The 21660-nt window shown below is 72.5% G+C and carries 22 protein-coding genes; 4 read left to right on the top strand and 18 right to left on the bottom strand.

Annotation, left to right across the window (positions count from 1 at the left end; genetic code table 11):
• The first annotated feature begins 57 nt into the window (after window positions 1-57).
• Window positions 58-1533 carry a sensor histidine kinase gene (locus ACIBP6_RS35000; RefSeq protein WP_397058096.1) on the top strand — a complete coding sequence of 492 codons (1476 nt, stop codon included), beginning with the start codon at window positions 58-60 and terminating at the stop codon, window positions 1531-1533.
• A complete protein-coding gene (locus ACIBP6_RS34995; protein ID WP_397058095.1) occupies window positions 1530-2192 on the top strand; it encodes a response regulator in 663 nt (220 codons plus the stop codon). Before ACIBP6_RS35000 ends, ACIBP6_RS34995 begins: the two co-directional genes overlap by 4 nt.
• Window positions 2193-2354: 162 nt before the next feature.
• Here ACIBP6_RS34995 and rhaS read toward each other — a convergent pair whose 3' ends face one another.
• From rhaS to ACIBP6_RS34970, 5 genes are all read right to left on the bottom strand, one after another.
• The gene (rhaS, locus tag ACIBP6_RS34990) at window positions 2355-3437 is read right to left on the bottom strand and encodes a rhamnose ABC transporter substrate-binding protein (RefSeq protein ID WP_132615672.1); all 1083 of its coding nucleotides are present in this window, start codon (window positions 3435-3437) and stop codon (window positions 2355-2357) included.
• Window positions 3434-4408 carry an ABC transporter permease gene (locus ACIBP6_RS34985; RefSeq protein ID WP_397058094.1) on the bottom strand — a complete coding sequence of 325 codons (975 nt, stop codon included), beginning with the start codon at window positions 4406-4408 and terminating at the stop codon, window positions 3434-3436. The genes rhaS and ACIBP6_RS34985 overlap by 4 nt, the downstream gene beginning before the upstream one ends.
• Before the next feature lie 54 nt (window positions 4409-4462).
• Window positions 4463-5578, bottom strand: coding sequence for an ABC transporter permease (locus ACIBP6_RS34980; RefSeq protein WP_397058093.1), 1116 nt, complete (start codon window positions 5576-5578; stop codon window positions 4463-4465).
• Window positions 5575-7071 (bottom strand): sugar ABC transporter ATP-binding protein, encoded by a 1497-nt coding sequence (locus ACIBP6_RS34975; RefSeq protein WP_397058092.1) that lies wholly within the window; start codon window positions 7069-7071, stop codon window positions 5575-5577. The genes ACIBP6_RS34980 and ACIBP6_RS34975 overlap by 4 nt, the downstream gene beginning before the upstream one ends.
• Before the next feature lie 129 nt (window positions 7072-7200).
• Window positions 7201-7959, bottom strand: a complete 759-nt coding sequence (locus ACIBP6_RS34970) for an AraC family transcriptional regulator (RefSeq protein WP_397058091.1) — start codon at window positions 7957-7959, stop codon at window positions 7201-7203.
• Between ACIBP6_RS34970 and ACIBP6_RS34965 the strand changes: the two genes are divergently transcribed.
• Window positions 7919-8158: a zinc-binding dehydrogenase gene (locus ACIBP6_RS34965; RefSeq protein ID WP_397058090.1), complete on the top strand. Its 240-nt coding sequence runs from the start codon at window positions 7919-7921 to the stop codon at window positions 8156-8158. The two genes, ACIBP6_RS34970 and ACIBP6_RS34965, sit on opposite strands and share 41 nt — an antisense overlap.
• On the opposite strand, the gene ACIBP6_RS34960 is transcribed toward ACIBP6_RS34965, so the two are convergent.
• The 3 genes from ACIBP6_RS34960 to ACIBP6_RS34950 are packed head-to-tail and all read right to left on the bottom strand — an operon-like array spanning window position 8148 to window position 11951.
• Window positions 8148-10106: an acetoacetate--CoA ligase gene (locus ACIBP6_RS34960; protein WP_397058089.1), complete on the bottom strand. Its 1959-nt coding sequence runs from the start codon at window positions 10104-10106 to the stop codon at window positions 8148-8150. The two genes, ACIBP6_RS34965 and ACIBP6_RS34960, sit on opposite strands and share 11 nt — an antisense overlap.
• 58 nt (window positions 10107-10164) lie before the next feature.
• The gene (locus tag ACIBP6_RS34955; RefSeq protein WP_397058088.1) at window positions 10165-11022 is read right to left on the bottom strand and encodes a serine hydrolase; all 858 of its coding nucleotides are present in this window, start codon (window positions 11020-11022) and stop codon (window positions 10165-10167) included.
• Window positions 11019-11951, bottom strand: a complete 933-nt coding sequence (locus ACIBP6_RS34950) for a LysR family transcriptional regulator (protein WP_397058087.1) — start codon at window positions 11949-11951, stop codon at window positions 11019-11021. Before ACIBP6_RS34950 ends, ACIBP6_RS34955 begins: the two co-directional genes overlap by 4 nt.
• A 108-nt stretch (window positions 11952-12059) precedes the next feature.
• Between ACIBP6_RS34950 and ACIBP6_RS34945 the strand changes: the two genes are divergently transcribed.
• Window positions 12060-13655 carry a penicillin-binding transpeptidase domain-containing protein gene (locus tag ACIBP6_RS34945; protein ID WP_397058086.1) on the top strand — a complete coding sequence of 532 codons (1596 nt, stop codon included), beginning with the start codon at window positions 12060-12062 and terminating at the stop codon, window positions 13653-13655.
• 3 nt (window positions 13656-13658) lie between these two features.
• Here the strand turns inward: ACIBP6_RS34945 and ACIBP6_RS34940 are convergent, their stop codons facing one another.
• The 10 genes from ACIBP6_RS34940 to ACIBP6_RS34895 form a co-directional block, all read right to left on the bottom strand.
• Complete coding sequence (locus tag ACIBP6_RS34940; protein ID WP_397058085.1) at window positions 13659-14366, bottom strand: HAD family hydrolase; 708 nt, start codon at window positions 14364-14366, stop codon at window positions 13659-13661.
• A 91-nt stretch (window positions 14367-14457) separates the two neighbouring features.
• On the bottom strand, window positions 14458-15084 hold the full coding sequence (locus ACIBP6_RS34935) for an HAD family hydrolase (protein ID WP_397058084.1): 627 nt from the start codon (window positions 15082-15084) through the stop codon (window positions 14458-14460).
• Between the two features lie 32 nt (window positions 15085-15116).
• The gene (locus ACIBP6_RS34930; RefSeq protein ID WP_397058083.1) at window positions 15117-15626 is read right to left on the bottom strand and encodes a DUF6912 family protein; all 510 of its coding nucleotides are present in this window, start codon (window positions 15624-15626) and stop codon (window positions 15117-15119) included.
• Between the two features lie 100 nt (window positions 15627-15726).
• Window positions 15727-16374 carry an HAD family hydrolase gene (locus ACIBP6_RS34925; protein ID WP_397058082.1) on the bottom strand — a complete coding sequence of 216 codons (648 nt, stop codon included), beginning with the start codon at window positions 16372-16374 and terminating at the stop codon, window positions 15727-15729.
• 86 nt (window positions 16375-16460) lie between these two features.
• Entirely contained in the window at window positions 16461-17750 is a 1290-nt protein-coding gene (nagZ, locus tag ACIBP6_RS34920) for a beta-N-acetylhexosaminidase (protein WP_397058081.1), read from the bottom strand.
• 46 nt (window positions 17751-17796) lie between these two features.
• On the bottom strand, window positions 17797-19464 hold the full coding sequence (ptsP, locus tag ACIBP6_RS34915) for a phosphoenolpyruvate--protein phosphotransferase (protein WP_397058080.1): 1668 nt from the start codon (window positions 19462-19464) through the stop codon (window positions 17797-17799).
• Entirely contained in the window at window positions 19461-19721 is a 261-nt protein-coding gene (locus tag ACIBP6_RS34910; protein ID WP_397058079.1) for an HPr family phosphocarrier protein, read from the bottom strand. Before ACIBP6_RS34910 ends, ptsP begins: the two co-directional genes overlap by 4 nt.
• 151 nt (window positions 19722-19872) lie before the next feature.
• The gene (locus ACIBP6_RS34905; RefSeq protein WP_397058078.1) at window positions 19873-20319 is read right to left on the bottom strand and encodes a PTS glucose transporter subunit IIA; all 447 of its coding nucleotides are present in this window, start codon (window positions 20317-20319) and stop codon (window positions 19873-19875) included.
• Window positions 20320-20330: 11 nt separating this feature from the next.
• Window positions 20331-20567 carry a glucose PTS transporter subunit EIIB gene (locus tag ACIBP6_RS34900; RefSeq protein ID WP_132620240.1) on the bottom strand — a complete coding sequence of 79 codons (237 nt, stop codon included), beginning with the start codon at window positions 20565-20567 and terminating at the stop codon, window positions 20331-20333.
• A 38-nt stretch (window positions 20568-20605) separates the two neighbouring features.
• Window positions 20606-21649 (bottom strand): SIS domain-containing protein, encoded by a 1044-nt coding sequence (locus ACIBP6_RS34895; RefSeq protein WP_397058077.1) that lies wholly within the window; start codon window positions 21647-21649, stop codon window positions 20606-20608.
• Window positions 21650-21660: the final 11 nt, after the last annotated feature.

Here is a 21660-nt window from a genome sequence, read left to right as displayed (position 1 = left end):
GGCCGTCCCTCCTAGGAGGGATGCCAGGCAGGGAGGCGGCGGGAAACAATGGGGCGCGTGAAGCGAGCGTACGACCGGGGCGGCAGATGGACGGCAGCGCTGGGGCGGGTCGCCACGTGGGCGGTTCCGTCACGGCGGGGGGCCGCGGCGTCGTCCCTGCTGCCGCTCGTGGTCGCGGCGCTGCCGGCGCTGCTCGCCGTGGGCGAGGCGGCGGCGCAGGCGCACCATGCGTCCGGGCTGCTGTTCGGCTCGCGTGAGAGCATGCCGGCGGGCGGTCCCGGGAACGGGATCCCCCTGGACGGCGGCGTGGCCCCGTACGTCGTGGTGCTGTCGCTGCTCGCGCTGGCGACCACGCTCCCGCTGGGCTTGCTCTGGGGTCAGCCGGGCCTGGCGGCGGCGCTGGTGTCCGGCGCGGGCGTGCTGTCGATCGCGGCCTTCCACACCTACACCCTGGGAGGGCTGGTCGTTCAGGTCGTGGCGGCCTACCGGTACGGAGGCCATGGGCCGCCGTCCCGGGCGGCGCTGGTGGCTGTGCCGTTCCCCGTGCTGGCGATGGCGCTGGAGCCCGGCGGTCACGTGCGCGCGCTCACGCTGCTGGCCTCCTGCCTGGTCGCGCCGGCGGCGCTGGCCGGAATCGCCCGCCGGGCGCGCGGCCAGGCCACGGCGGACACCGCCGCTCGGCAGGTCGCCGCCGACAGCCTGCTGGAGCACGCCGCCCGCGGCGAACGCGCCCGCATCGCCCGCGAGCTGCACGACGTCGTCGCCCACCACATCTCGATGGTCGCCGTGCAGGCGGAGACCGCCCGGCTGGCCGTCCCCGGCATGCCCGCGGCAGGAGCGGAACGGCTGTCGGCGATCGGCGACACCGCCCGGGCGGCCCTGACCGAGATGCGGCGGCTGCTCGGCGTCCTGCGCGAGGACACGAGGACGGGCACGGGCACGGGCACGGGCACGGAACCGGCCTGGCGGCCCCAGCCTGGTCTGCGCCTGCACGAGCTCAACGCGCTGGTCGACGCGTCGCGGGAGGCGTCGGGCAGTGTCACGCGGCTGACCCTGCGCGGCACCCCGGTCGAGCTCGACCCCGGCGTGGAGCTGGCGGCGTACCGGATCGTGCAGGAGGCGCTCACGAACGCGCGGCGGCACGCGCCCGGCGCGGCCGTGGACGTCGAACTCGACTACAGCGGCGACACCCTGGGCCTCCGCATCCGCGACAACGGCCCCGGCCCGCCGGAGTCGGCGCCGGGCACGGGAACGCACGACGTCGGCGGCGGACACGGGCTCGGGGGCGGACACGGGCTCGGGGGTGGACACGGGTTGGCCGGCATGCGGGAGCGCGCGGCGTCGGTCGGCGGCGACCTGCGCACGGGCCCCGCCCCCGGTGGCGGCTTCCTCATCGAGGCGCGCCTTCCCGGCCGCGCCGAGCTCCGCACCGAACTCCGCACCGAACTCCGCACCGAACTCCGCGCCGAGACCCGCGTCCACAGGACCGGCAACTCCCCCGTCGACTCGCCAGACTCCGGGAGCGGCGGGTGAGCATCAGCGTGGTCATCGCGGACGACCATCCGGTCGTGCGCACCGGGTTCGCCGAGCTGCTCGACACCCAGGCCGACTTCGAGGTCGCCGGCACCGCCGCCGACGGCGCCGAGGCCGTGCGGATCTGCCACGCGCTCCTGCCCGACGTCGTGCTCATGGACGTGCGCATGCCCGGCATGGGCGGCATCGAGGCCACCCGCCTGCTGACCGGTCCCGGCGGGCCGAAGGTGCTCATCCTGACGACGTTCGACCTGGACGAGTACGTTTACGACGCGCTCCGCGCGGGCGCCAGCGGCTTCCTGCTCAAGGATGTCACCGCGGAGCGACTCTTCGACGCCGTCCGCGTGGTCGCCGCAGGGGACGCGCTGCTGGCCCCGGCGGTCACCCGCCGGCTGATCGCCGAGTTCACCCGCCTGGGCCCCGGCCCCGGCCCGGCCGCCGGCTCCCTTTCGGCACTCACTCCGCGTGAGACCGAGGTGCTGCGCCTCGTCGCCGAGGGCCTGTCCAATGTCGAGATCGCCGCCCGGCTGGTGGTCACCGAGGAGACGGTCAAGACACACGTCAGCCGGATCCTGCACAAGCTCGGCCTCCGCGACCGCACCCAGGCCGTCGTCACGGCGTACGAATCCGGCCTGGTCGTCCCCGGCACCAGGCCGTGATCACCCAGCCCTCCGATCCGGACAGACCCTCACCAGGCGACGCCCACCCCTTCATCCGAAGCACAGAGCCGAACGCCCGGCACGGGCACCATCCCGACCCGGGACAGAACCGGAACGCCCGGCGCGCCCGCCCACCAGGCGGGCGCTCGGGCCGTCCGGGAATCAGAAGTCGAAGTCGTCGATGTTGTCCTTGTTGAACACCGTCGGCTTCCCGAGCAGCACCTCACCGTTCGCGCCCACGGTGTACTCGCCCAGCTTGCCCGCCTTGAACTTCTCCCCCTCGGCCCCGGTGATCTGCCCCGACGCCAGCGCCGCCGCCGCGTACGACGCCAGGTAGCCCAGGTCGGCCGGGTTCCACAGCTCGAACGCCTCGATGGTGCCGTCCTTGACGAACTTCCGCAGCTGGTTGGGCGTCCCCAGCCCGGTCAGCTTCACCTTCCCCTTGGACGGCGACTCCGACAGGTACCGGGCCGCGGCGGCGATCCCCACGGTCGTGGGCGAGATGATGCCCGCCAGGTCCGGGTACGACCGCAGCAGCCCCTGCGTCTCGGTGAACGACTTCTGGTCGTCGTCGTTGCCGTAGGCGACCTTGACCAGCTCCATGTCCTTGTACTCGGGCTTGCTGAGCTCGTCCTTCATGAACTCGATCCAGGTGTTCTGGTTGGTCGCGTTCGGGGTGGCGGACAGCACGGCGATCTTGCCCTTGTGGCCGAGCTGCTCGGCGAGGAGCTGCACCTGCGTACGGCCGAGGTCCTCGGCGCCGGCCTGGTTGACGAAGACGTGCCGCCCGTCGGGGGCGGTGTCGGAGTCGAAGCTGACCACCTTGACCCCGGCGGCCATGGCCTGCTTGAGCGCCGGCACCACGGCGTTGGGGTCGTTGGCGGCGATCACGATGGCGTCCTGCCGCTGCTGGATCAGCGTGTTGATGTAGGACACCTGGGAGGAGGCGCTCGCGTCGGACGGCCCGACCTCCTTGCCCTCGCCGCCGAACTCCTTGGCCGCCGTGATGCCGCCTTCGTCGGCGATGGTGAAGTACGGGTTGTTGACCTGCTTCGGCAGGAAGGCGATCTTGAGTCCCTGCTTGAGGGGGGCGTTGGGGTTGGCCGAGGCCGACGCGGCGGTGGCCGGGGCCGAGGACTGCTGGGCGGCGACGTCGCTCCGCGTGGTGCCGCCGCCGCAGGCGGCCGTGAGGAGGACGAGCCCGGCGAGCAGCGCCACAGGGCGCCAGGGGGAACGCGTAGTCATGAAGCCGACTTCCCTTCCACTGATGGTGTAGTGCGCCGCCGCCAGACCGCCCCCAGGTTCGGCGCCAGCACGGACGCGACGAGCAGCAGGCCCGTCACGAAGTTCAGCACTTCGTTCGCCACGTCGGCGAGGATCAGCGCGTTGCGTACGACGCCGAGGAGCAGCACCGCCATCAGCACGCCCGGCAGTGTGCCGCGCCCGCCGAAGATCGACACTCCGCCGAGCAGCACGGCGGCCACCACGGCGAGTTCCAGCCCCATCCCGTTGTCCGCCCGCGCGCTGGCGTACCGGAAGGTGTAGACGAGCGAGGCCAGCGAGGCCATCACGCCGGTGGCCACGAACAACCAGAACTTGATCCGCTTGACCCGCACCCCGGAGAAGTACGCGGCCTCCTCGTTGGAGCCGAGCGCGAAGAGGGCCCGGCCGACCCCGGTGGCGTGCAGCACCACCGCCGCGACCACGGCCAGCACCGCCACCAGCACGGTGGCGACCGGCACCGGCCCGATCGAGGCCGTGGCCAGGCCGGTGTACGCCGGCGGCAGGTCGGCCACCGCCTGGTCGCCGAGTATCACGTACGCCAGCCCGCGGAACAGCGCGAACGTGCCGATCGTGACCGCCAGCGAGGGCAGGCCCAGCCGGGTGACGAGCAGGCCGTTGACCGCCCCGCACAGCGCCCCGACGAGCAGGCAGATCGGCATGATCATCTCGATGGAGAGCCCCGCGTTCCACAACCAGCCGAGCACCGCGCACGACAGTCCGAGCGTCGAGGCCACCGACAGGTCGATCTCGGCGGCCACGATGACCAACGTCATGGTGAGCGCCATCAGGGCGATCTCGGTGGTGTCGAGGAGCAGGAACGAGACGTTGGAGCCGTTGGCGAAGCCGTCCACGCCGAGCGACGCCCAGACACAGACGCCGACGAGCAGAACGAAGATCAGCCCTTCCCAGCGCCGCACCATCTCAAGCCGCATCGTGGTGGCACCCCCTGTCCTGTGCGCAGGCACGCCACGTCGTGGCAGCCCTGTTCACTCGGCCTCACCCCTTGAGGCCGGCTCGGTCGCCGTCGAGGCCGCGGCCTTTCCCGGCGCCGGTCGCGGCACAGGCGGCGGCGCCTCCCGCGACCGGCGGCGCAGTGCGGCGGCGACCCGCAGGGCGAGCACCCGGTCGAGGACGATGGCGGCGATCAGGAGGGCGCCGTTGATGGCCGTCTGGGCCAGCGCGTCCACCCGGAGCACGGCGAGTGCGCTGGTGATGCTCGACAGCAGCAGCGCGCCGAGTGCCGCGCCGTAGACGGTGCCGCTGCCGCCGAAGATGGCCACGCCGCCGACCACGACGGCCGCGATCACGTCGAGCTCCTTGCCGGTGGCCACGGTGGCGTCCACGGTGCCGAACCTGGCCGCCCACATGACGCCGGCCAGCCCGGCCAGCGCCCCGTTGGCGACGAACGCGGCGACGATCCGGCGCCGCACGCGGATGCCGGCCAGCACGGCGGCCTCGGGGTTGGAGCCGATGGCGTACAGCTCGCGGCCGGAGCGCAGGTTGCGCAGCATCCAGCCGACGACCAGCAGCACCACCAGGGCGACCAGCGCGAGCAGCGGCACGCCGAGGACCGAGCTGGTGCCGAGGGCGAGGAAGCCCTCCGGCATGTCGGCCGCGTTGACCTGACGGCCGCCGGCCCAGGCGTAGTCGATGCCCCGGAAGGCGTACAGGGTGCCGAGGGTGGCCACCAGGGCGGGCACCTTGGCCACGCCGACGAGCAGTCCGTTGACCGCTCCGCAGACCGCGCCCAGCAGCACGCAGCCGGCGATCACGACCGGGATGGGCACGCCCGGGTTGTCGGCCAGGACCAGCGCGCCGCCGAACGCCGCCAGGCCCACGACGGAGCTGACCGAAAGGTCCACGTTCCTGGTGATGACGACGAGCGTCTGCCCGACGGCGAGCAGGGCGATGATGGCGGAGTTGAGCAGGATGTCGCGCAGGCTGGCGTAGCTGAGGAAGCTCGGGTTGACCGCGCCCGTGACGCCGAACAGCACGGCGAGCGCGACCACGATGCCCAGCTCCCGCACCCGCGCGACCCGGTCGACGAGCCGCCGCCCACCCCGGCCCCGTACGGTCTCAGCCGCCGTCGCCGTGGCGGTCATGCGGCTCTCCGGCCGGTCGCGGCGGCCATGACGCTCTCTTCGGTCGCCTCCGCACGCGACAGCTCGGCGGCCAGCCGTCCTTCGTGCATGACGAGCACCCGGTCCGCCATGCCCAGCACCTCCGGCAGCTCCGACGAGATCATCAACACCGCCACCCCGCTCCCGGCCAGCTCCGACAGCAGCCGGTGCACCTCGGCCTTGGTCCCGACGTCGATCCCCCGGGTCGGCTCGTCCACGATCAGCACGGACGGCCCCCGCGCGAGCCACTTGGCCAGCACGACCTTCTGCTGGTTCCCGCCGGACAACACGTTCACGGGGTCCGCGAGGCGGGCGTACTTGAGCCGCAGCCGCACCGCCCAGTCCGCCGCCCGTCCCCGCTCGGCCGCCCGCGAGACCAGCGGCCCCCGGCGTACGGCGGCCAGCCCGGCCAGACCGATGTTGCGTTCGATCGACAGGTCCATGACGAGCCCTTGCTGCCGCCGGTCCTCCGGCACCAGCGCGAGCCCGGCCGCCATGGCGGCCGTGGGGCTGGCGGGCCGCAGGCGTCTGCCGTCGACCTCGACGCTCCCGGCGTCCCAGCGGTCGATGCCGAAGATCGCCCGGGCGACCTCGCTGCGCCCGGCCCCGACCAGCCCGGCCAGCGCGACGATCTCACCGCGCCGCACCTCGAACGACACGTCGGTGAACACGCCTTCGCGGGTGAGCCGGCCGACCTTCAGCGCCACCTCGCCCGCGGTCGTCTCCTGCTTGGGGAACAGCGCGTCCAGCTCCCGGCCGACCATGCGGCGGACGAGGTCGTCCGGGGTGATGTCGGCGATGAGGTCGGTGGCCACGTACGCGCCGTCGCGCAGGGTCGTCACGCGCGTGCACAGCTCGAACATCTCCTCCAGCCGGTGCGAGATGAACAGCAGCGCGCACCCCTGCTCCCGCAGCGTCGTGGCCACCCCGAACAGCCGGGCGACCTCGTTGCCCGACAGCGCGGCGGTCGGCTCGTCCATGATCAGCACCCTGGCCCGCCGCGACAGCGCCTTGGCGATCTCGACGAGCTGCTGGTCGGCGATGGACAGCCCGCGAGCCGGCTGGTCGGGGTCGAGCCGTACGCCGAGCCGGGCGAACAGGTCGGCGGCGGCCGCGCGCATCGCCCGGCGGTCGATGCCGAAGCGGGAGCGCGGCTGGCGCCCCATGAAGATGTTCTCCATGACCGACAAATCAGGAAAAAGGGTCGGCTCCTGGTAGATGACCGCGACCCCGGCCTGCTGCGCGTCGCCGGGCCCGGCGAACTCCACCGGCTCACCGTCCAGCAGGACGCGCCCGGTGTCCGGCCGGTGCACCCCAGAAAGAATCTTGACGATGGTGGACTTGCCCGCGCCGTTCTCCCCGGCGAGCGCGTGCACCTCGCCGGGATGCAGCTCCAGAGACACCTCGCGTACGGCCCGTACGGCGCCGAACGCCTTGCTGACCTGTGAGAGGGACAGAACGGGAGTCTGATCCATGTGCCGCGCTCCCGGAAAAATCGTTTTAAGCGGTGGCAGGACGGTAGATCAGCCAGCGCCCCCGCGTCAATGGCCGGTTAAGTCAAAGTTTCCGACGCCTGATCCGGCGTGTGATCCGTGGGCGAATTGTTACGTTTTAACGGCCTTGGCTTGGGGAAACGCCACCGGACACCCCTCGCGCCGGTATCGGCCGGGCGCCAGGCCGTACTCACGCTTGAACGCGTCCGCGAAGGCGAACTCCGACCCGTACCCCACCCGGGAGGCGATCTCACTCAGCGGCGCGTCCGCCTCCCGCAGCAGGCGCGCCCCACCGGCCAGGCGCCACCAGGTCAGGTACGTCAGCGGCGGCTGCCCGACAAGCGCGGTGAAGCGCCGCGCGAACGCCGCCCGCGACAGCCCGGCCCGCCCGCCCAGCTCGGCCACCGTCCAGGGATGCGCAGGATCGCGGTGAATCGCGTCGAGCGCGGCGCTGATGCCCGGATTGGCCAGCGCCCGCGCCCAGCCCGAGACCGTGCAGTGCTCGCGGGGCGCGTCGAACCAGGACCGCAGGATGTACGGCAGCAGCATGTCGAGCAGGGCCGACACGATCGTGTCGGCGCCCAGCCTGGGCTTGTGCACCTCGGCGCCCAGCAGCTCGACGGCGGCCCGCAGCTCCGGGTGCGTCCCGAGCCGGGCCGGCAGGTGGATCAGGTCGGGCAGATCGCGCAGGAGCGGGTGGGCGCGGGCGGGATCGAGCTCGTAGCCGCCGCACAACGTGACGGTCGGCGCGCCGGAGCCGCCGACGGACGCGGAGGCGAACAGGTCGCCGCCCTCGGCCGCCGGGTCGCAGCGCGGCTCGTCCACCGGCGTGGTCGGCGCCCTGGCCGGGCTGGGCCGCAGGATCGTCACGATCGCCACCCCCGTCGAGGGCGGCACGCACTTCGTGGCCCGCGACGACCCCGCTCAGCTGGGCCGCATCGCCGCCCTGATCGACGAGGGGAGCGTCACGGTCGAGGCGGCCGAGTCGCACCCGCTGACAGAGCTCGCCGAGATCCACCGCAGGGCCGAGGCGGGCGGCACCCGGGGCAAGGTCATCCTCAGGGTGTGAAGTGGCGCAGGACCTCGGGGTTGGCCATGGCGTCGGGGTTGGCGGCCTGCTCGACGGGGGTGCCGAGCAGGATCTTGCGTACCGGGACCTCCAGTTTCTTGCCCGACAGGGTGCGCGGGATGCCGGGCACCACGCGGATCTCGTTGGGCACGTGGCGGGGCGACAGCTCGGTGCGCAGGGCGTCGCAGAGGGCGCGTTCGAGCGACTCGGTCAGCTCGGCGCCCTCGGCCAGGCTCACGTACAGCAGCAGGCGGCCCTCCTGGCCGAGCTGGCCGGTGTCGATCACGAGGCTGTCGGCGATCTCCTCGAACCGCTCGACCACCCGGTAGAACTCGCTGGTGCCCATGCGCACGCCACCCCTGTTGAGCGTCGAGTCGGAGCGCCCGTAGATCACGCAGCTGCCGTCCTCGTCGATCTTGATCCAGTCGCCGTGCCGCCACACGCCGGGGTAGACGTCGAAGTAGCTCTCGGCGTACCGCTCGCCGCTGGGGTCGTTCCAGAACATGACCGGCATCGACGGCATCGGCCGGGTCACCACCAGCTCGCCCACCTCGCCGACCACCGGCTTGCCCGCCGGGTCGTACGCCTCCACCTTGGCCCCGAGCGAGCGGCACGGGATGACGCCCGCCCTGATCGGGTGGAGCATGGTCGCCCCGACGAACCCCGTGCACACGTCGGTGCCGCCGGAGAACGACCCGACCGGCACCCCGGGCAGCTCGGCGGCCACCCAGGCGAACCCCTCGGGCGGCAGCGGCGAGCCGGTCGAGCCGACCCCGCGCAGCCGGTCGAGCCCCTCCGGCCGGATGCCCGCCTTCAGCGAGGCCATGATGTACGGCGCCCCCACCCCGAAGTACGTCACCCCTTCCGAGGCCGCGATCCGCCACAGCGCGGCGGGCGACGGATGGGTGGCCGAGCCGTCGTACAGCACGGGCGTGGCACCGACCAGGAGGGCACCGATGAGGTAGTTCCACATCATCCAGCCCGTGGTCGTGTACCAGAAGAACACGTCGCCCTCGCCCAGGTTCTGGTGGAAGGAGAGCGACTTGAGGTGTTCGAGCACGATGCCGCCGTGGCCGTGCACGATCGGCTTGGGCAGCCCGGTCGTGCCGCTGGAGTAGAGGATCCACAGCGGGTGGTCGAACGGCACCCGCTCGAACTCCAGCGGACCCTCCTCGGCCCGCAACCCCTCCCAGCCGATGACCTCGCCGTGGGGCGTCTCGCGGGTGTGCGCCCGCGCCGGCTCGGCCTGCTGCGGCGCGCGGCCCTCGTCGGCCGCCGCGAGGTACGGGATCCACACGGTCGCCCGCAGCGAGGGCAGCTGGGCGGCGATCTCGTTGACGGCGGCCGAGCGGTCGTAGCCCCTGCCGTTGTAGTGGTAGCCGTCGACCGCGATGAGCACCTTGGGGTCGATCTGCTTGAACCGGTCGACGATGCTCGGCACCCCGAAGTCGGGCGAGCCGGCCGACCAGATCGCGCCCAGCGAGGCCGTGGCCAGGCAGGCGATCACGGCCTGCGGGATGTTGGGCAGGTAGGCGGCCACCCGGTCGCCGCGCCCGACGCCGAGCCTGACCAGCCCGGCGCGCACGCGGGCGACCTCCTCGCGCAGCTCGGCCCAGGTCAGCTCCTGGCGGGCGCCGTCCTCGGAGACGAAGACCAGCGCCGTGCCCTCGGTGCGGCGCAGCGCGTTCTCGGCGTAGTTGAGGGTGCTGCCGGCGAACCACGTGGCGCCGGGCATCCCGCCCGAGAGCACAGGCCCGTCGCCCCGGTCGCCGATCACCTCGAAGTAGTCCCAGACGGACGTCCAGAACTCGGCGGGGTGCTCGACCGACCACCGCCACGCCTCCTCGTACCCGCCGGAGCGTCCCAGCCACCGCAGGTAGCGGGTCAGCTCGGCGGATGCGACGACCTCTTCGCTCGGCTCCCAGAGAAGCTCGCCCTCAGCAACCATGTGCCCCATCCTGTCGCCGGTCCGGGGGAAAGTCACACCCTGCCCTCCCCATACCTTGCTACCTCCGAAGGTGGTCCACCGCCATACGCGCCGCCGTGCCGATGACCGCGTCGGCGCGGGGCTGGTTGAGCGCCGTGCTGAACGAACGGGTGAAGACCGCCACCGCGTAACGCCCGCCGTCGGGGTACTCCACGACGCCCGACTCGGCGCGCAGCGTCGGCAGCGTGCCGGTCTTGCCGCTGACCGCCACGTCGTCGTACGGGAAGCCGGAGGCCAGGCGGTGCGGCCAGACCTGCAGGTTGAGCATGCCGCGCATCCAGGCGCACGACTCGGCGGAGGCGGCCTCGTCCCGCCAGATCATCGCGAACAGCGTGGCCAGCTCGCGCGGCGTGGCGCAGTTGGAGCGGGCCGGGTCCAGCACGCTGAGCCGGGCGATGTCGTCGGGGTCCACGTACGGCCAGCCGTGTCCGGTGTCGGCCCGCATGCTGGCGCTGCCCTCCCGCCAGCTCTGCACGACGCGCGTCCCGGTCAGCCCGAACCGGTCGAGCATGGCGTTGATCGTGTCGCACCCCACCAGCTCCAGCAGGGTGTCGGCCGAGGTGTTGTCGCTCACGGAGATCATCAGGTACGCCAGGTCACGCAGCGAGATCGTCACGTCGTCCTGCATCGCCGCGATGCCCGTCCCGCCCGCCAGGCGGTCGCTCGCCGGCACGGTCACCCGTCGCGCCGGGTCGAGCAGCCCGGCGTCGACCTGCCTGCGGAAGGCCACCAGCAGCGGCACCTTGTACATCGACGCCGTCGGCAGCGGCTCGTCCGGGCCGAGGCCGACCTCGCGACCCGTGTCGATGTCGGCCGCGTAGAGCCAGCCGGTGACGCCGGCCCGCCCAAACAGGCTCTCGAAGTCGGGCGCGCTCATGCCAGCATCCCCGGCCTGCGGCTGACGCGCCGCACGGGCACGGCGGCCTCGTCCGTCATCCCGGCGCTCTCCTTCAACGTCCGTACGGCCAGGGCCGCGAAGCCGGTGACGAGGTCGTCGGCGGTGTCAGCCGGGGCCGCGCGCCAGGCCGTGGAAACCCGGCTCGCGATCGGCGAGCCTAGCAGCGGCCGCCAGGCCAGCCCCGGCACCTCCACCTTCGGTCCGAACGCCACCGCCGCCCCGGCCAGCACGAGCCCCAGCCCCGCGCCCTGGTGGACCTGCGCGGGGACGAACCCGTGGCGGCGGCACTCCGACAGCACCTCGGCGTGCCAGCCCGGCTCCCCTTCCATGGGCGGCACGAGCAGCTCCCGCCCCGCGAGATCGGCCAGGTGCACCTCGCCGACGCCGGTGAGCGGATCGGCGTCGGCGAGCAGCACGCCCTGCGTCTGCACGAGCACCTGCCCGAAGCGCAGACCGGGCGCGGCGACCGGGTGGCGGACCAGGCCGACGTCGATCACGCCCTCCGCCAGCGCCGTCACCTGGTCGGCGGTCCAGATCTCGGTGGGCGCGAGGCGTACGTCGGGGTGGATGTCGCGGAAGCCCGCGACCAGGGCGGCCAGCACGGCGGCGGCGAGGTCGGGCGGGACCCCCACCCGCAGCGCCGTCCCCTGCCCCTGCCGGGCCAGCTCGTGCAGCCGGTCCACGCGGGCGACGATCTCGCGCGCCTCGGCGAGCAGCAGGCGGCCTGCCTCGGTGAGACGGACCTGCCGGGCGGAACGGTCGAACAACCGCACGCCCAGCTCCTCCTCCAGGCGCTTGATGCGCTGGCTGAGCGGCGGCTGGGCCATGCCGAGCCGGATCGCCGCGTTGCCGAAGTGGAGTTCCTCCGCCACCACGGTGAAGTAGCGAAGGTGCCGGACAAGGTCCATGACCAGCCAATATATCCAAATTTATATCTTGATTGCTGTCATATCAGTATTGGACTTCCACGCCGCTTATCTGGTCTTCTCTCCGTCATGGCACCACAAACGGGGACAATGTACGCGCACTTGCAGCCGGAGCGGCCGGTACGACGGCGCCGGAGGTGGCCCTGGGTCACGGCGGGGCTGCTGGTCCCGCTCCTCGCGGCGGGGGGCGTCGTCTGGGCGCTGCGCACGGAGGGCTCGGTGGAGGAGACCGCCGACCGCTACCTGACGGCCTGGTCGGACCAGGACTACGCGACCATGCGCTCGCTGGTCGCCGACCCGCCCGCCGACTTCGACACCTGGCACCGCCGCTTCCGTGCCGATCTCAAGGTCAGTCAGGCGTCCTTCCACCGCCCTCGCCCGAACGGGGTCTTCGCGAGCACCTCCCACGACGGCGTGGTGAGCTTCCAGGCCAAGCTTCTCGGGCGGCTGGACTGGACCTACACCGGGCAGCTCAAGCTGGTCGAGGACGGCCGGACATGGAAGGTCGCCTGGACGCCCGCCACGATCCATCCCCTGCTGAAGAAGGGCCGCTCGCTGAAGGTGGTCACGCGGAAGGCCGACCCGGTACGGGTGCTCGCCGCCGACGGCACGGAGCTCAACGACCCGGGCGCGCCCGGGTCGGTGCAGCAGCTCGTGGAGGGCATGAAGCAGGTCTTCCCCGACCGCTTCGAGTCGCCCGACCGCTACCGGATCGACCTCTACGAAGACGACCAGCCGGTGGAGACGGTCGTGGAGGCGGGCGGGTACCGTCCGATCCAGACGACGATCGACCTGAAGGTGCACCGTGCGGGGGCGCGGGCGCTGGAGGGCATGTACAAGCCGGACAAGCCGGTCTCCCTGGTGGCGCTGCGGGCCTCGACCGGCGAGATCCTGGCGGTGGTCAACGCGCCGGGCGGGTTCAACCGGGCGCTGCTCGGCAAGTACCCGCCGGGTTCGACGTTCAAGGTCGTGACCGCCTCCGCGCTGGTCGCCGACGGCGTCGAGCCCGGCGAGCAGGTGCGGTGCCCGGCCGAGAAGAACATCGGCGGCTTCCCGTTCCACAACGCCGGATTCGAGGACTTCGGCACGCTGTCGTTCCGCGACGCGTTCGCGCACTCGTGCAACACCACGTTCGGCGAGATGAGCGTGGCCCGGCTGAACGGCGGGCGGCTCGGCGAGGTCGCGCGGAGCTTCGGCTTCGGCACCCCGATCACGCCGGGCGTGCCGGCCGTGCGCGCCGAGTACCCCGACCCCAAGGACGACACCGACCTGGCCTCGGCCGCCATCGGACAGGGCCGGGTGCTGGCGAGCCCGCTGAACATGGCCTCGGTGGCCGCCGCCATCGCCTCCGGCGCGTGGATCCCGCCCCGCCTCGTCAAGGACGAGCACATCCCGGACGCCCAGCCGGACAACCCGCGCCCGCTGGAGCAGGGCGTGGTCAAGGCGCTGCGCACGCTGATGCCCGCCGTCGTCACCGACGGCACCGCCCACGGCGTGAGCTTCCCCTCCGGCACGGCCGGCAAGACCGGCACCGCGGAGTACGGCTCAGGCAAGGAACCCCCGGCACACTCCTGGTTCATCGGCTACCGCGGCGACGTGGCCTTCTCCGTCATCGTCGAAGGCGGCGGCGCCGGCTCCGCGGTGGCCGCCCCCATCGCCGCCCGCTTCCTGAGCAACCTGTCCTGAACGTCAGCCGGCCTTACGGTCGATCGGGGTCGCGAGGGAGGCGACGGCGGCCACCACCTCCGAGGCGTTGGACAGATCGGGCAGCACGACATCGGCCCCGGCCTCGCGCAGCTCGGCCGCCATCGACCGCCCGGACGCGACCCCGATCATCGCCGCCCCGCCGATCCTGGCCGCCTGCACGTCACGCGTCGAGTCGCCGATCACCACGGTGTTGGCCGCCGTGAACGGCGTGCCGAGGCGCTGCTTGGCCCGCGACTGCGCGACCTGCAGCAGCGTCGCCTTGGGGTAGACCTCCTCGCCGTAGCCGCCGAGGTCGAAGTCGACGTACTTGTCGAGCCCGAACGCCTTCAGCTTGTGCACGGCGTTGCTCTTGATGGTGCCGGTCAGCACCGTCTGGACGACGCCGTCGAGCCGGCCCACCGACCTCAGCGCGTCTCTGGCCCCCGGCATCATCCGCCCCTCCTTCGTCAGCCGGCCGCGCCGGTCGGCGAAGGCCATGGCGAGCGCGGCCAGGAACTTCGGCAGGTGGTCGTCCTCGGCCACGATGCCGTTGACGGCGAGCGTCTCGAAGACGATCTCGGAGTCGGGGCGGCCCAACGGGGGCACCAGCTTCACCAGCGGGCGCCCCGTCACGACGCGGAACGCCTCCGCGTAGGCGTCTCTGGTCACGATGGCGACGTCGACCAGCGTCAGGTCGACGTTCCACAGCACAAGGCGGTTGATGGCAGCCTCCTGAGCAATCCCCTCAAAGGGTACGGCCGTCACCATGCTCGGGCGGGCCGCCCGAGCGATTCAAGCATGTTCAGGCGTAATCGAGGGCATCGGAGAGCCGGTCGACGACCGGCAGCCCGGTGCTCTCCAGCTCCGCCCGCGTGGTCATCCCGCCCGTGTAGAGCACGGCGCGCGCGCCGACGTGCCGGGCGGCGAACCCGTCGTCCACGCTGTCGCCGATCACCAGTACCTCGGCCGGGTCGACGTCCATGGCCGCGATGTGCGCGGCCATGTGCGCGGCCTTCTCGCCGCCGGTGCCGAACACCACGCCGTCGATCCGGCTGAAGTGGGTGGTGATGCCGAACGACTCCACCTTGGGCACCAGGTGGTCGTGCGGGGCCATGGAGCACAACGACTGCGTGCCCGTCCACCCGGCGAGCACGAGCTCGGCGTCCGGGGCGAGCGGGCACAGATCGCTCAGCCGGAAGTAGTGCTCGTGGAACCCGCCGTCGAGCAGCTCCCACTCGCCCTCGTTCAAGGGACGGCCGAGCAGGCGCTCGTAGGCGACCCAGATGGGCCGGGTGTAGACCGCGCGGAAGGAGTCGGCGGTCAGCTCGGGCAGCGCGTACGGCTTGAACACCGCGTTGGTGGCGTCGACCACGGCCTCCACATCGTGGAAGAGCGTGCCGTTCCAATCCCAGATGATGTGCTTTGTCATGTCATGGCAAGCCTAATGGGCGGGCGTGACTCTCACGGCCGCAGCAGGTCGGGGATCTCCTGGGTCGCGAACCACATCAGGTCGTGCGCCTCGGCGCCGTCCACGGTGAACTGCGCGTCGTCGTCGCCCTCGTCGGCGGCGGGCAGCGCGGCGATCGCCGCCTCGATGTCGGCGGCGGCGCCGGTGTCGTCGACGTGCACCGCGGCCACCGTGGTCAACGGCACCGCGTCCGCGATGCGGACCCGCGCGCGTTCCTCCAGGTCGGCGCCGGCGGTGATCATGCCCTCCGGCACCTCGGCGGCGATCACCACGCGCCGGGGCGCGGCCTCGACGCCGTCGGCGCGGTCGGCGGCCAGCATCCGCAGGGAGGCGCGGGCCGCCTCCGTGAGCGCGACGTACTCGAGCTCCTCGGTGTCGCCCGAGGCGTACCACTCGATCAGCGCGGGGGTCACCGCGTAACCGATGAGCGGGGCCGGGCCCAGCCCTCCCGCCTCGACCGCGAGGGCGAGGGCGGGCAGGGTGCACGGCAGATAGACGCGCATGACGAACCTTTCGTGCTTACGTGGCCGGGCCGGGAGCCCGGCGCGCCGAGATGGAGGTCCTCGCGTCGCTACGGCTCCAGCTCGGCGTGGGAGGGCTCTATCATGCCCGTCGCAGCGTGAGCCGGAGGACGGACTCGAGTTCCGTGATGGTCGTGTCCGGGTCGCGGTGGTGGATCCCGGAGATGCCGAGCCCGCGGGCGGCGAGGATGTTGGCCTCGATGTCGTCGATGAACACGCACTCCTCGCCGGGCAGCCCCAGCAGGCCGAGCGCGTGATGGAAGATGCGCGGCTCGGGCTTGCGCATACCGACCTCGCCGGAGATCACGACCGCGTCGAAGGCCTCGTCCCAGCCGTCGCGGGGGTAGGTGTTGGACCACGAGTTGGACAGCAGGCACGTCTTGAGCCCCTGGCCGCGTACGTCGCGCAACATGTCGTACATGGCGTCCACCCGCTCGAAGCCGGCGAACATCCGCTCGAGCAGGCCGTCGGGCACCGGCGGCTCGCCGTCCACGGTCCGCAGCCTGGCGGCCAGATCGCGTTCGAAGGCCGGCCCGTCGATCTCGCCGCGTTCGAGGGCGTGGACGATGCTCCCGCCGTCTTCGGTGCGGTAGGCGTGCTCGATCAGCTCCCGCATCACGGTGTAGTAGTGGCCGGCTTCGATCCTGTCCGCCTCGATCCAGCGGGCGATGGAGTCGGAGAGGCTGGTCGTCAGCACCCCGCCCCAGTCGATGAGAACACCCGTAACCATCGTTCTAGGGTAGAACGCCAACGAAACGCCCAACGCCTCACCCCCGACGACTAAAAACCGGCGGCCTGCGCGGCTCGCGGCGACGCCTAACGGAAGCGCCCGGCCAGCCTGCGGTGCTCGGCCGAGCGCAGCACGCGCGCGGCCTCCTCCGCCGAGGCCGTGGGCGCCTCGGCCAGCAGACCCCGGTTGTGCTTGAGCGTCAGCAGCCGGGTGACCGACTGGTCGAGGCGCTCCTTGGAGATCCGGCCGGACTTCACCGCCGCCATCACCGCGCGGTACTGCTTCGGCAGGTCGTTCGGCATGAGCAGCAGGTCGACGCCGGCCAGCACGGCCCGCACCGCGATCTCCCCGTCGTCGTACTTCTTGCGCACGCCCGCCATGTTGAGCGCGTCGGTGGAGATGACGCCCTTGAAGCCGAGCTCCTTGCGCAGCAGGCCGGTCAGGATGGGCTTGGACAGCGTGGCCGGGTCGCCCGACGGGTCGAGCTTGGGGAAGACGATGTGGGCGCTCATCACGGCGTCCACCCCCGCGTCGATGGCGGCCTTGAACGGCGGCGCGTCGATGCGCTCCCACTCGGCCCTGGTGTGCTTGATCACCGGCAGCCCGGTGTGGCTGTCGACGTTCGTGTCGCCGTGGCCGGGGAAATGTTTGGCGGTCGAGGCCATGCCCGCCTCGTGGAAGCCCTTGACGGCCGCGGCCACCATCGCGGCCACCTTCTTCGGCTCGTCGCCGTACGCCCGCTGCCCGATGACCGGGTTGCGCGGGTTGATGTTCACGTCGGCCACCGGCGCGAAGTCGAGGTTGACGCCGAGCGCGTGCAGCTCCCTGCCGGTCGCGCGGGCCACCTGCCCGGCCAGCTCGGGGTTGCCCTCGGCGCCGATCCGGCCGGCGCCGGGGAAGGCGGTCATGACGCTGGAGAACCGCGACACCAGGCCGTTCTCCTGGTCGGTGGCGATCAGCAGCGGGATGTCCTTCGAGGCCCGCTGCATGCCGTTGGTGAACGAGACGACCTGGCCGACGCTCTTGACGTTGTACGGGAAGAGGATGACGCCGCCCAGGTGGTACTTCTGGATGACCTTGGCCGGGGTCTGGGCGCCGAAGCGGGCCTGGTTCTCGCCGGAGACCGAGTCGGCGGCGGTGCCGTACACGATCGGCATGAAGAGCTGGCCGACCTTCTCCTCGACGTTCATCTCCGACAGGGCGCGCTCCACCGGGCTTTCAGCGGCCGGCGTCGTCGGCGGCGGGCTCTGCTGCGGTGTGGCCGGCGCGGGCGCCGCCCTGCCCCCGGTCGGTTCGGCCCCCGCCGAGCCGGCGCCACCACCGCACGCGGTCAGCGCGGTCACCAGGAGCCCTGTCGTCGCGATCCGTCGAAGCATGAGTCCCAAGGTATCCATCCACAGGCCGGGCACGAGCCCGGCACGCCTACAACCCGAGCCTGGCCAGGCCCGGCAGGTGCGCGCGGGCCGCCGCGCGCGCGTCGGCCGCCGTCGGCTGCGCCTGTGCCGCCCGCGCCGCCGTACGGCACTGGTCCAGGCTGTGCGCGGCCAGCCCGGCGCGTACGGCGGCCAGCGAGGACGGCGCCATCGACAGCGAGCCGACGCCGAGCCCGGCCAGCACACAGGCCATGACCGGGTCGGCGGCGGCCTCCCCGCACACCGCGCACGGCTTGCCCGCCCGCGTCGCGGCCTGCGCCGTCATGGCGACCAGGTCGAGCAGCGCCGGCTGCCACGGGTCCTGCAGCGCGCTCACCGCGCCGAGCTGCCGGTCGGCGGCGAAGGCGTACTGGCTGAGGTCGTTGGTGCCGATCGAGACGAAGTCGGCGTGGGCGAGCAGGTCGCGGGCACGCAGCGCCGCGGCCGGGATCTCGATCATCACGCCGGCGCTGGGCAGCCCCCTGTCGCGGCAGGCGCGCACGAACCAGGCGGCGTCCTGCGTGGTGGCGACCATGGGCGCCATCACCTGCAGGCCCTCCTCGGCCACCGCCGCCAGCGCGTCCAGCTGGGCCGCCATCACCTCCGGGAACCTGCGGAACAGGCGCAGCCCGCGCTCCCCCAGCGCCGGGTTCGGCTCGGCGGGCACGGGCAGGAACGCCAGCGGCTTGTCGGCGCCGCTGTCGAGCGTGCGCACGCAGATCTTGCCACCGGGGAACGCCTCCAGCGCCTGCCGGTAGGCGCGCCGCTGCTCCTCGGGAGAGGGCGGCCGCGTCCGGTCGAGGTAGAGGAACTCGGTCCGGTAGAGGCCGACGCCCTCGGCCTCGGCGGCGAGCGCCGCGTCGAGGTCGGCGGGGCTGCCGACGTTCGCGTACAGCGGCACCGGCTGCCCGTCGGCGGTCCTGCCGGGGCCCCTGGCGGCGGAGAGCGCCGCCTGGCGCGCCGACGCGGCGCCGACCGCCTCGGCGACGTGCGCCTGCGCCGGCTCGACGCTGACCTCGCCGGAGGTGCCGTCCACCATCACCCGGACGCCGTGCGGGATGCCGGTCGCGCCCGGGCAGGCCACGACGGCCGGCACGCCCATGGCGCGGGCCAGGATCGCGGTGTGGCTGGTGGGCCCGCCCTCCTCGGTGACGAACGCGGCCACCTGCGCGCGCGACAGCAGCGCCGTGTCGGCCGGCGCGAGATCCCGCGCCACCAGCACGTACGGCTCCGCGGGCGAGGCCGGCAGCGCCGGCATGGCCTGCCCGTAGAGCACCGCGATCACGCGGTCGCGGATGTCGTTCAGGTCGGCGGCCCGCTCGCCCAGGTAGCCGCCGGACCCGGCGAGCACGTCGCGGTACTTCGTGAACGCCTCGAAGACCGCCCTCGGGGCGGCCAGCCCGCGGTCGATCAGCGAGCGCACCTTGACGACCACGCCGGGGTCCTCGGCCATCAGCGCCTGGGCCTTGAGGATCTCCTCGGCCTCGCCGCCGGCCCGGTTGCCACGGGCCTCCAGCTCGCCCGCGACCTGCGTGAGCGCGGTCATCGCGCGCTCCTTCTCCTGCTCCGCCTCGCCGGCGTAGGCAGCGCCCTCGGGGGGTTCGGGCACAGAGACGGAGAGGACGTACGAGGGCCCGTGCCCGACGCCCGGGCTGACCCCCACCCCCCTCAGGTTCATGGCGCGGCGGCGATCGCGGCCAGCTCGTCGAGCACCTCTTCCGAGCCCTCGCCCTCGGCCGAGATCACGACGGTCTCGCCCTGCCGGACGTCGAGCGCCATGACCGCGAGGATGCTCTTGCCGTTCACCGGGCCCTCGCCGTTGGGCTTCGCCACCGTGATCTCCATCGGGGCCAGCTTGGCGCGCTGCACGAACGTCGCCGCCGGACGCGCGTGCAGCCCTACCTCGGCGGCCACGGTGACCTTCCGCTCACCCATTTCGCTGCTCCTCCTTCTGTGCCGGTCCGGACCAGCCGTACCTCCGTACGGCCGTCGATCGCCGTCAAATGGGACGACCTGCCCATTCTGCCGGGTCTCACGTATGCCGGTACGTAGATCGGCACTCCCTGTGAACGGATCACAGCGGCCGCTATTCCCATCGGAAGAGCTCGTCCCCCGCGTGCACGGCCCCCTCCGCGACCCCCGTCAGGGACTCCGAGACGGCGTCCAGCGCGACGACCGGGCAGACCGGCGAACGCCCGCCCGCCTCGACGGCCGCGGGGTCCCAGGCCACCACCGGCTGCCCGGCGCGCACCCGGTCGCCCTCCGCCGCCAGCAGCCGGAACCCCTCTCCTTTGAGCTGGACGGTGTCGATGCCCAGGTGCACCAGCACGCCCCTGCCGTCGTCCCCCACGATGACGTACGCGTGCGGATGCAGTTTCATAATTTTTCCCGCTATGGGGGCGACTGCCTCCCCCGGCCCCCGCAGCGGATCGATCGCCGTTCCCGGGCCGACCATGCCCGCGGAGAAGACCGGGTCGGGCACGGCGGCCAATCCCACAGCTGCCCCCTCAACCGGGGCGAGAACAGTCGTCATGGTCTCGCCCTTTAGCCGATGATGTCCTCGATGTCGCTGGCTATCGTGTCGGCCTCAGGTCCGACGACGACCTGAACCACGTTCCCCGCAGCCATCACGCCATGCGCGCCGGCCGCTTTCAGCGCCGCCTGGTCGACCTTGGAGGCGTCGTGCACCTCCGTGCGCAGGCGGGTGATGCAGGGTTCGATCTCGATGATGTTGTCGGCGCCGCCCAGCCCGGCGATGAGCGCATTCACGTCGGCCGCCATCTCGTCCTCCCTAGGACTAGCACTCCGACCAGGCTAGATCAGTCGGTCTGGGTGACCTTGTTCAAGCCGCGCGGCGCGTCCGGGTCGATGCCGAGCCGCCGCGCCAGCGCCTCGGTGAGCAGCTGGCCGGGCACGATCAGGCCCATGGGCGCCAGCCACTCGGGCAGGTCGGGGCCGTTCAGCGCGGCCGTGCCGGCCTGTGCGAGCGCCGTCCCGCCGCCGATCGTGTACGCCGCCGCGCCGGCGGCCACCACCCGCTCGGCCAGCGCGACCGTGCCCTGGAGCGTCGGGCTGTTCTCGGAGGCGACGAGCAGCGCGGGCGTGTCGGCGTCCACGACGGCGATGGGCCCGTGCAGCAGGTCGGCGTACGACAGGCCCATGGCGTGCAGGTAGCAGGCCTCCTTGAGCTTCAGCGCGGTCTCCAGCGCCGTGGAGAAGGCCAGGCCGCGCCCGGAGACGACCACGCCGGGCTTGTCCAGCAGGCCCTCGACCACGGCGTCCAGGTCGCCCGGCTCGGCGACCAGCTTCTCCACCGCCTCGGGCACCCGCTGCAGCTCGCCGGCGTCCACGTCCGCGCCGAGGCCGAGCGCGAGCACCGCGAGGGCGGCCAGCTGCGTCGTGTACGTCTTCGTCGCCGGGACGGCCTTCTCCTCCCCGGCCACCGTGCACAGCGCCACGTCGGCGGCCTGCGCGAGCGGGCTGTCCGCACCCCCGTTGGTGATGCCGACGGTCCTGGCCCCGCAGTCCTTCGCCCAGGACAGCGTCTCCACGATCTCCTCGGTGCGTCCCGACTGCGAGATGGCCACCGCGAGCACGCCGTCGAGGTCGAGCTTGCGCTTGTACGTCGTCGCGATCGACGGTGCCGCCAGCGCGGAGAGCCGCCCGGCGTGCGATTCGACCAGGTAACGCCCGTAAACTGCGGCATTGTCAGAGGTGCCACGTGCGATGAACAGCAACTGGCGGGTCTGCTCGCCCAGAGGCTCGATCTCGGAGACCTGGGGCAGCAGGGCGTCCAGCGTGGCCCGCAGCGCGGTCGGCTGCTCGGCGATCTCGCTGCGCATCTTGGTGGTCATCGTTGACATCATCCTTACGT

Origin of the sequence: Nonomuraea terrae, from assembly GCF_044465245.1 — a bacterium.
Lineage (GTDB): Bacteria > Actinomycetota > Actinomycetes > Streptosporangiales > Streptosporangiaceae > Nonomuraea > Nonomuraea terrae.
This window is presented reverse-complemented; position numbering and strand designations above follow the sequence as displayed.

Coding starts and splice junctions, on each gene's coding strand:
- rhaS (WP_132615672.1), bottom strand. CDS start 3,437: ATGACTACGCGTTCCCCCTGGCGCCCTGTGGCGCTGCTCGCCGGGCTC.
- ACIBP6_RS34985 (WP_397058094.1), bottom strand. CDS start 4,408: ATGCGGCTTGAGATGGTGCGGCGCTGGGAAGGGCTGATCTTCGTTCTG.
- ACIBP6_RS34980 (WP_397058093.1), bottom strand. CDS start 5,578: ATGACCGCCACGGCGACGGCGGCTGAGACCGTACGGGGCCGGGGTGGG.
- ACIBP6_RS34975 (WP_397058092.1), bottom strand. CDS start 7,071: ATGGATCAGACTCCCGTTCTGTCCCTCTCACAGGTCAGCAAGGCGTTC.
- ACIBP6_RS34960 (WP_397058089.1), bottom strand. CDS start 10,106: ATGGTTGCTGAGGGCGAGCTTCTCTGGGAGCCGAGCGAAGAGGTCGTC.
- ACIBP6_RS34955 (WP_397058088.1), bottom strand. CDS start 11,022: ATGAGCGCGCCCGACTTCGAGAGCCTGTTTGGGCGGGCCGGCGTCACC.
- ACIBP6_RS34950 (WP_397058087.1), bottom strand. CDS start 11,951: ATGGACCTTGTCCGGCACCTTCGCTACTTCACCGTGGTGGCGGAGGAA.
- ACIBP6_RS34945 (WP_397058086.1), top strand. CDS start 12,060: ATGTACGCGCACTTGCAGCCGGAGCGGCCGGTACGACGGCGCCGGAGG.
- ACIBP6_RS34935 (WP_397058084.1), bottom strand. CDS start 15,084: ATGACAAAGCACATCATCTGGGATTGGAACGGCACGCTCTTCCACGAT.
- ACIBP6_RS34930 (WP_397058083.1), bottom strand. CDS start 15,626: ATGCGCGTCTATCTGCCGTGCACCCTGCCCGCCCTCGCCCTCGCGGTC.
- ACIBP6_RS34925 (WP_397058082.1), bottom strand. CDS start 16,374: ATGGTTACGGGTGTTCTCATCGACTGGGGCGGGGTGCTGACGACCAGC.
- nagZ (WP_397058081.1), bottom strand. CDS start 17,750: ATGCTTCGACGGATCGCGACGACAGGGCTCCTGGTGACCGCGCTGACC.
- ptsP (WP_397058080.1), bottom strand. CDS start 19,464: ATGAACCTGAGGGGGGTGGGGGTCAGCCCGGGCGTCGGGCACGGGCCC.
- ACIBP6_RS34910 (WP_397058079.1), bottom strand. CDS start 19,721: ATGGGTGAGCGGAAGGTCACCGTGGCCGCCGAGGTAGGGCTGCACGCG.
- ACIBP6_RS34905 (WP_397058078.1), bottom strand. CDS start 20,319: ATGACGACTGTTCTCGCCCCGGTTGAGGGGGCAGCTGTGGGATTGGCC.
- ACIBP6_RS34900 (WP_132620240.1), bottom strand. CDS start 20,567: ATGGCGGCCGACGTGAATGCGCTCATCGCCGGGCTGGGCGGCGCCGAC.
- ACIBP6_RS34895 (WP_397058077.1), bottom strand. CDS start 21,649: ATGTCAACGATGACCACCAAGATGCGCAGCGAGATCGCCGAGCAGCCG.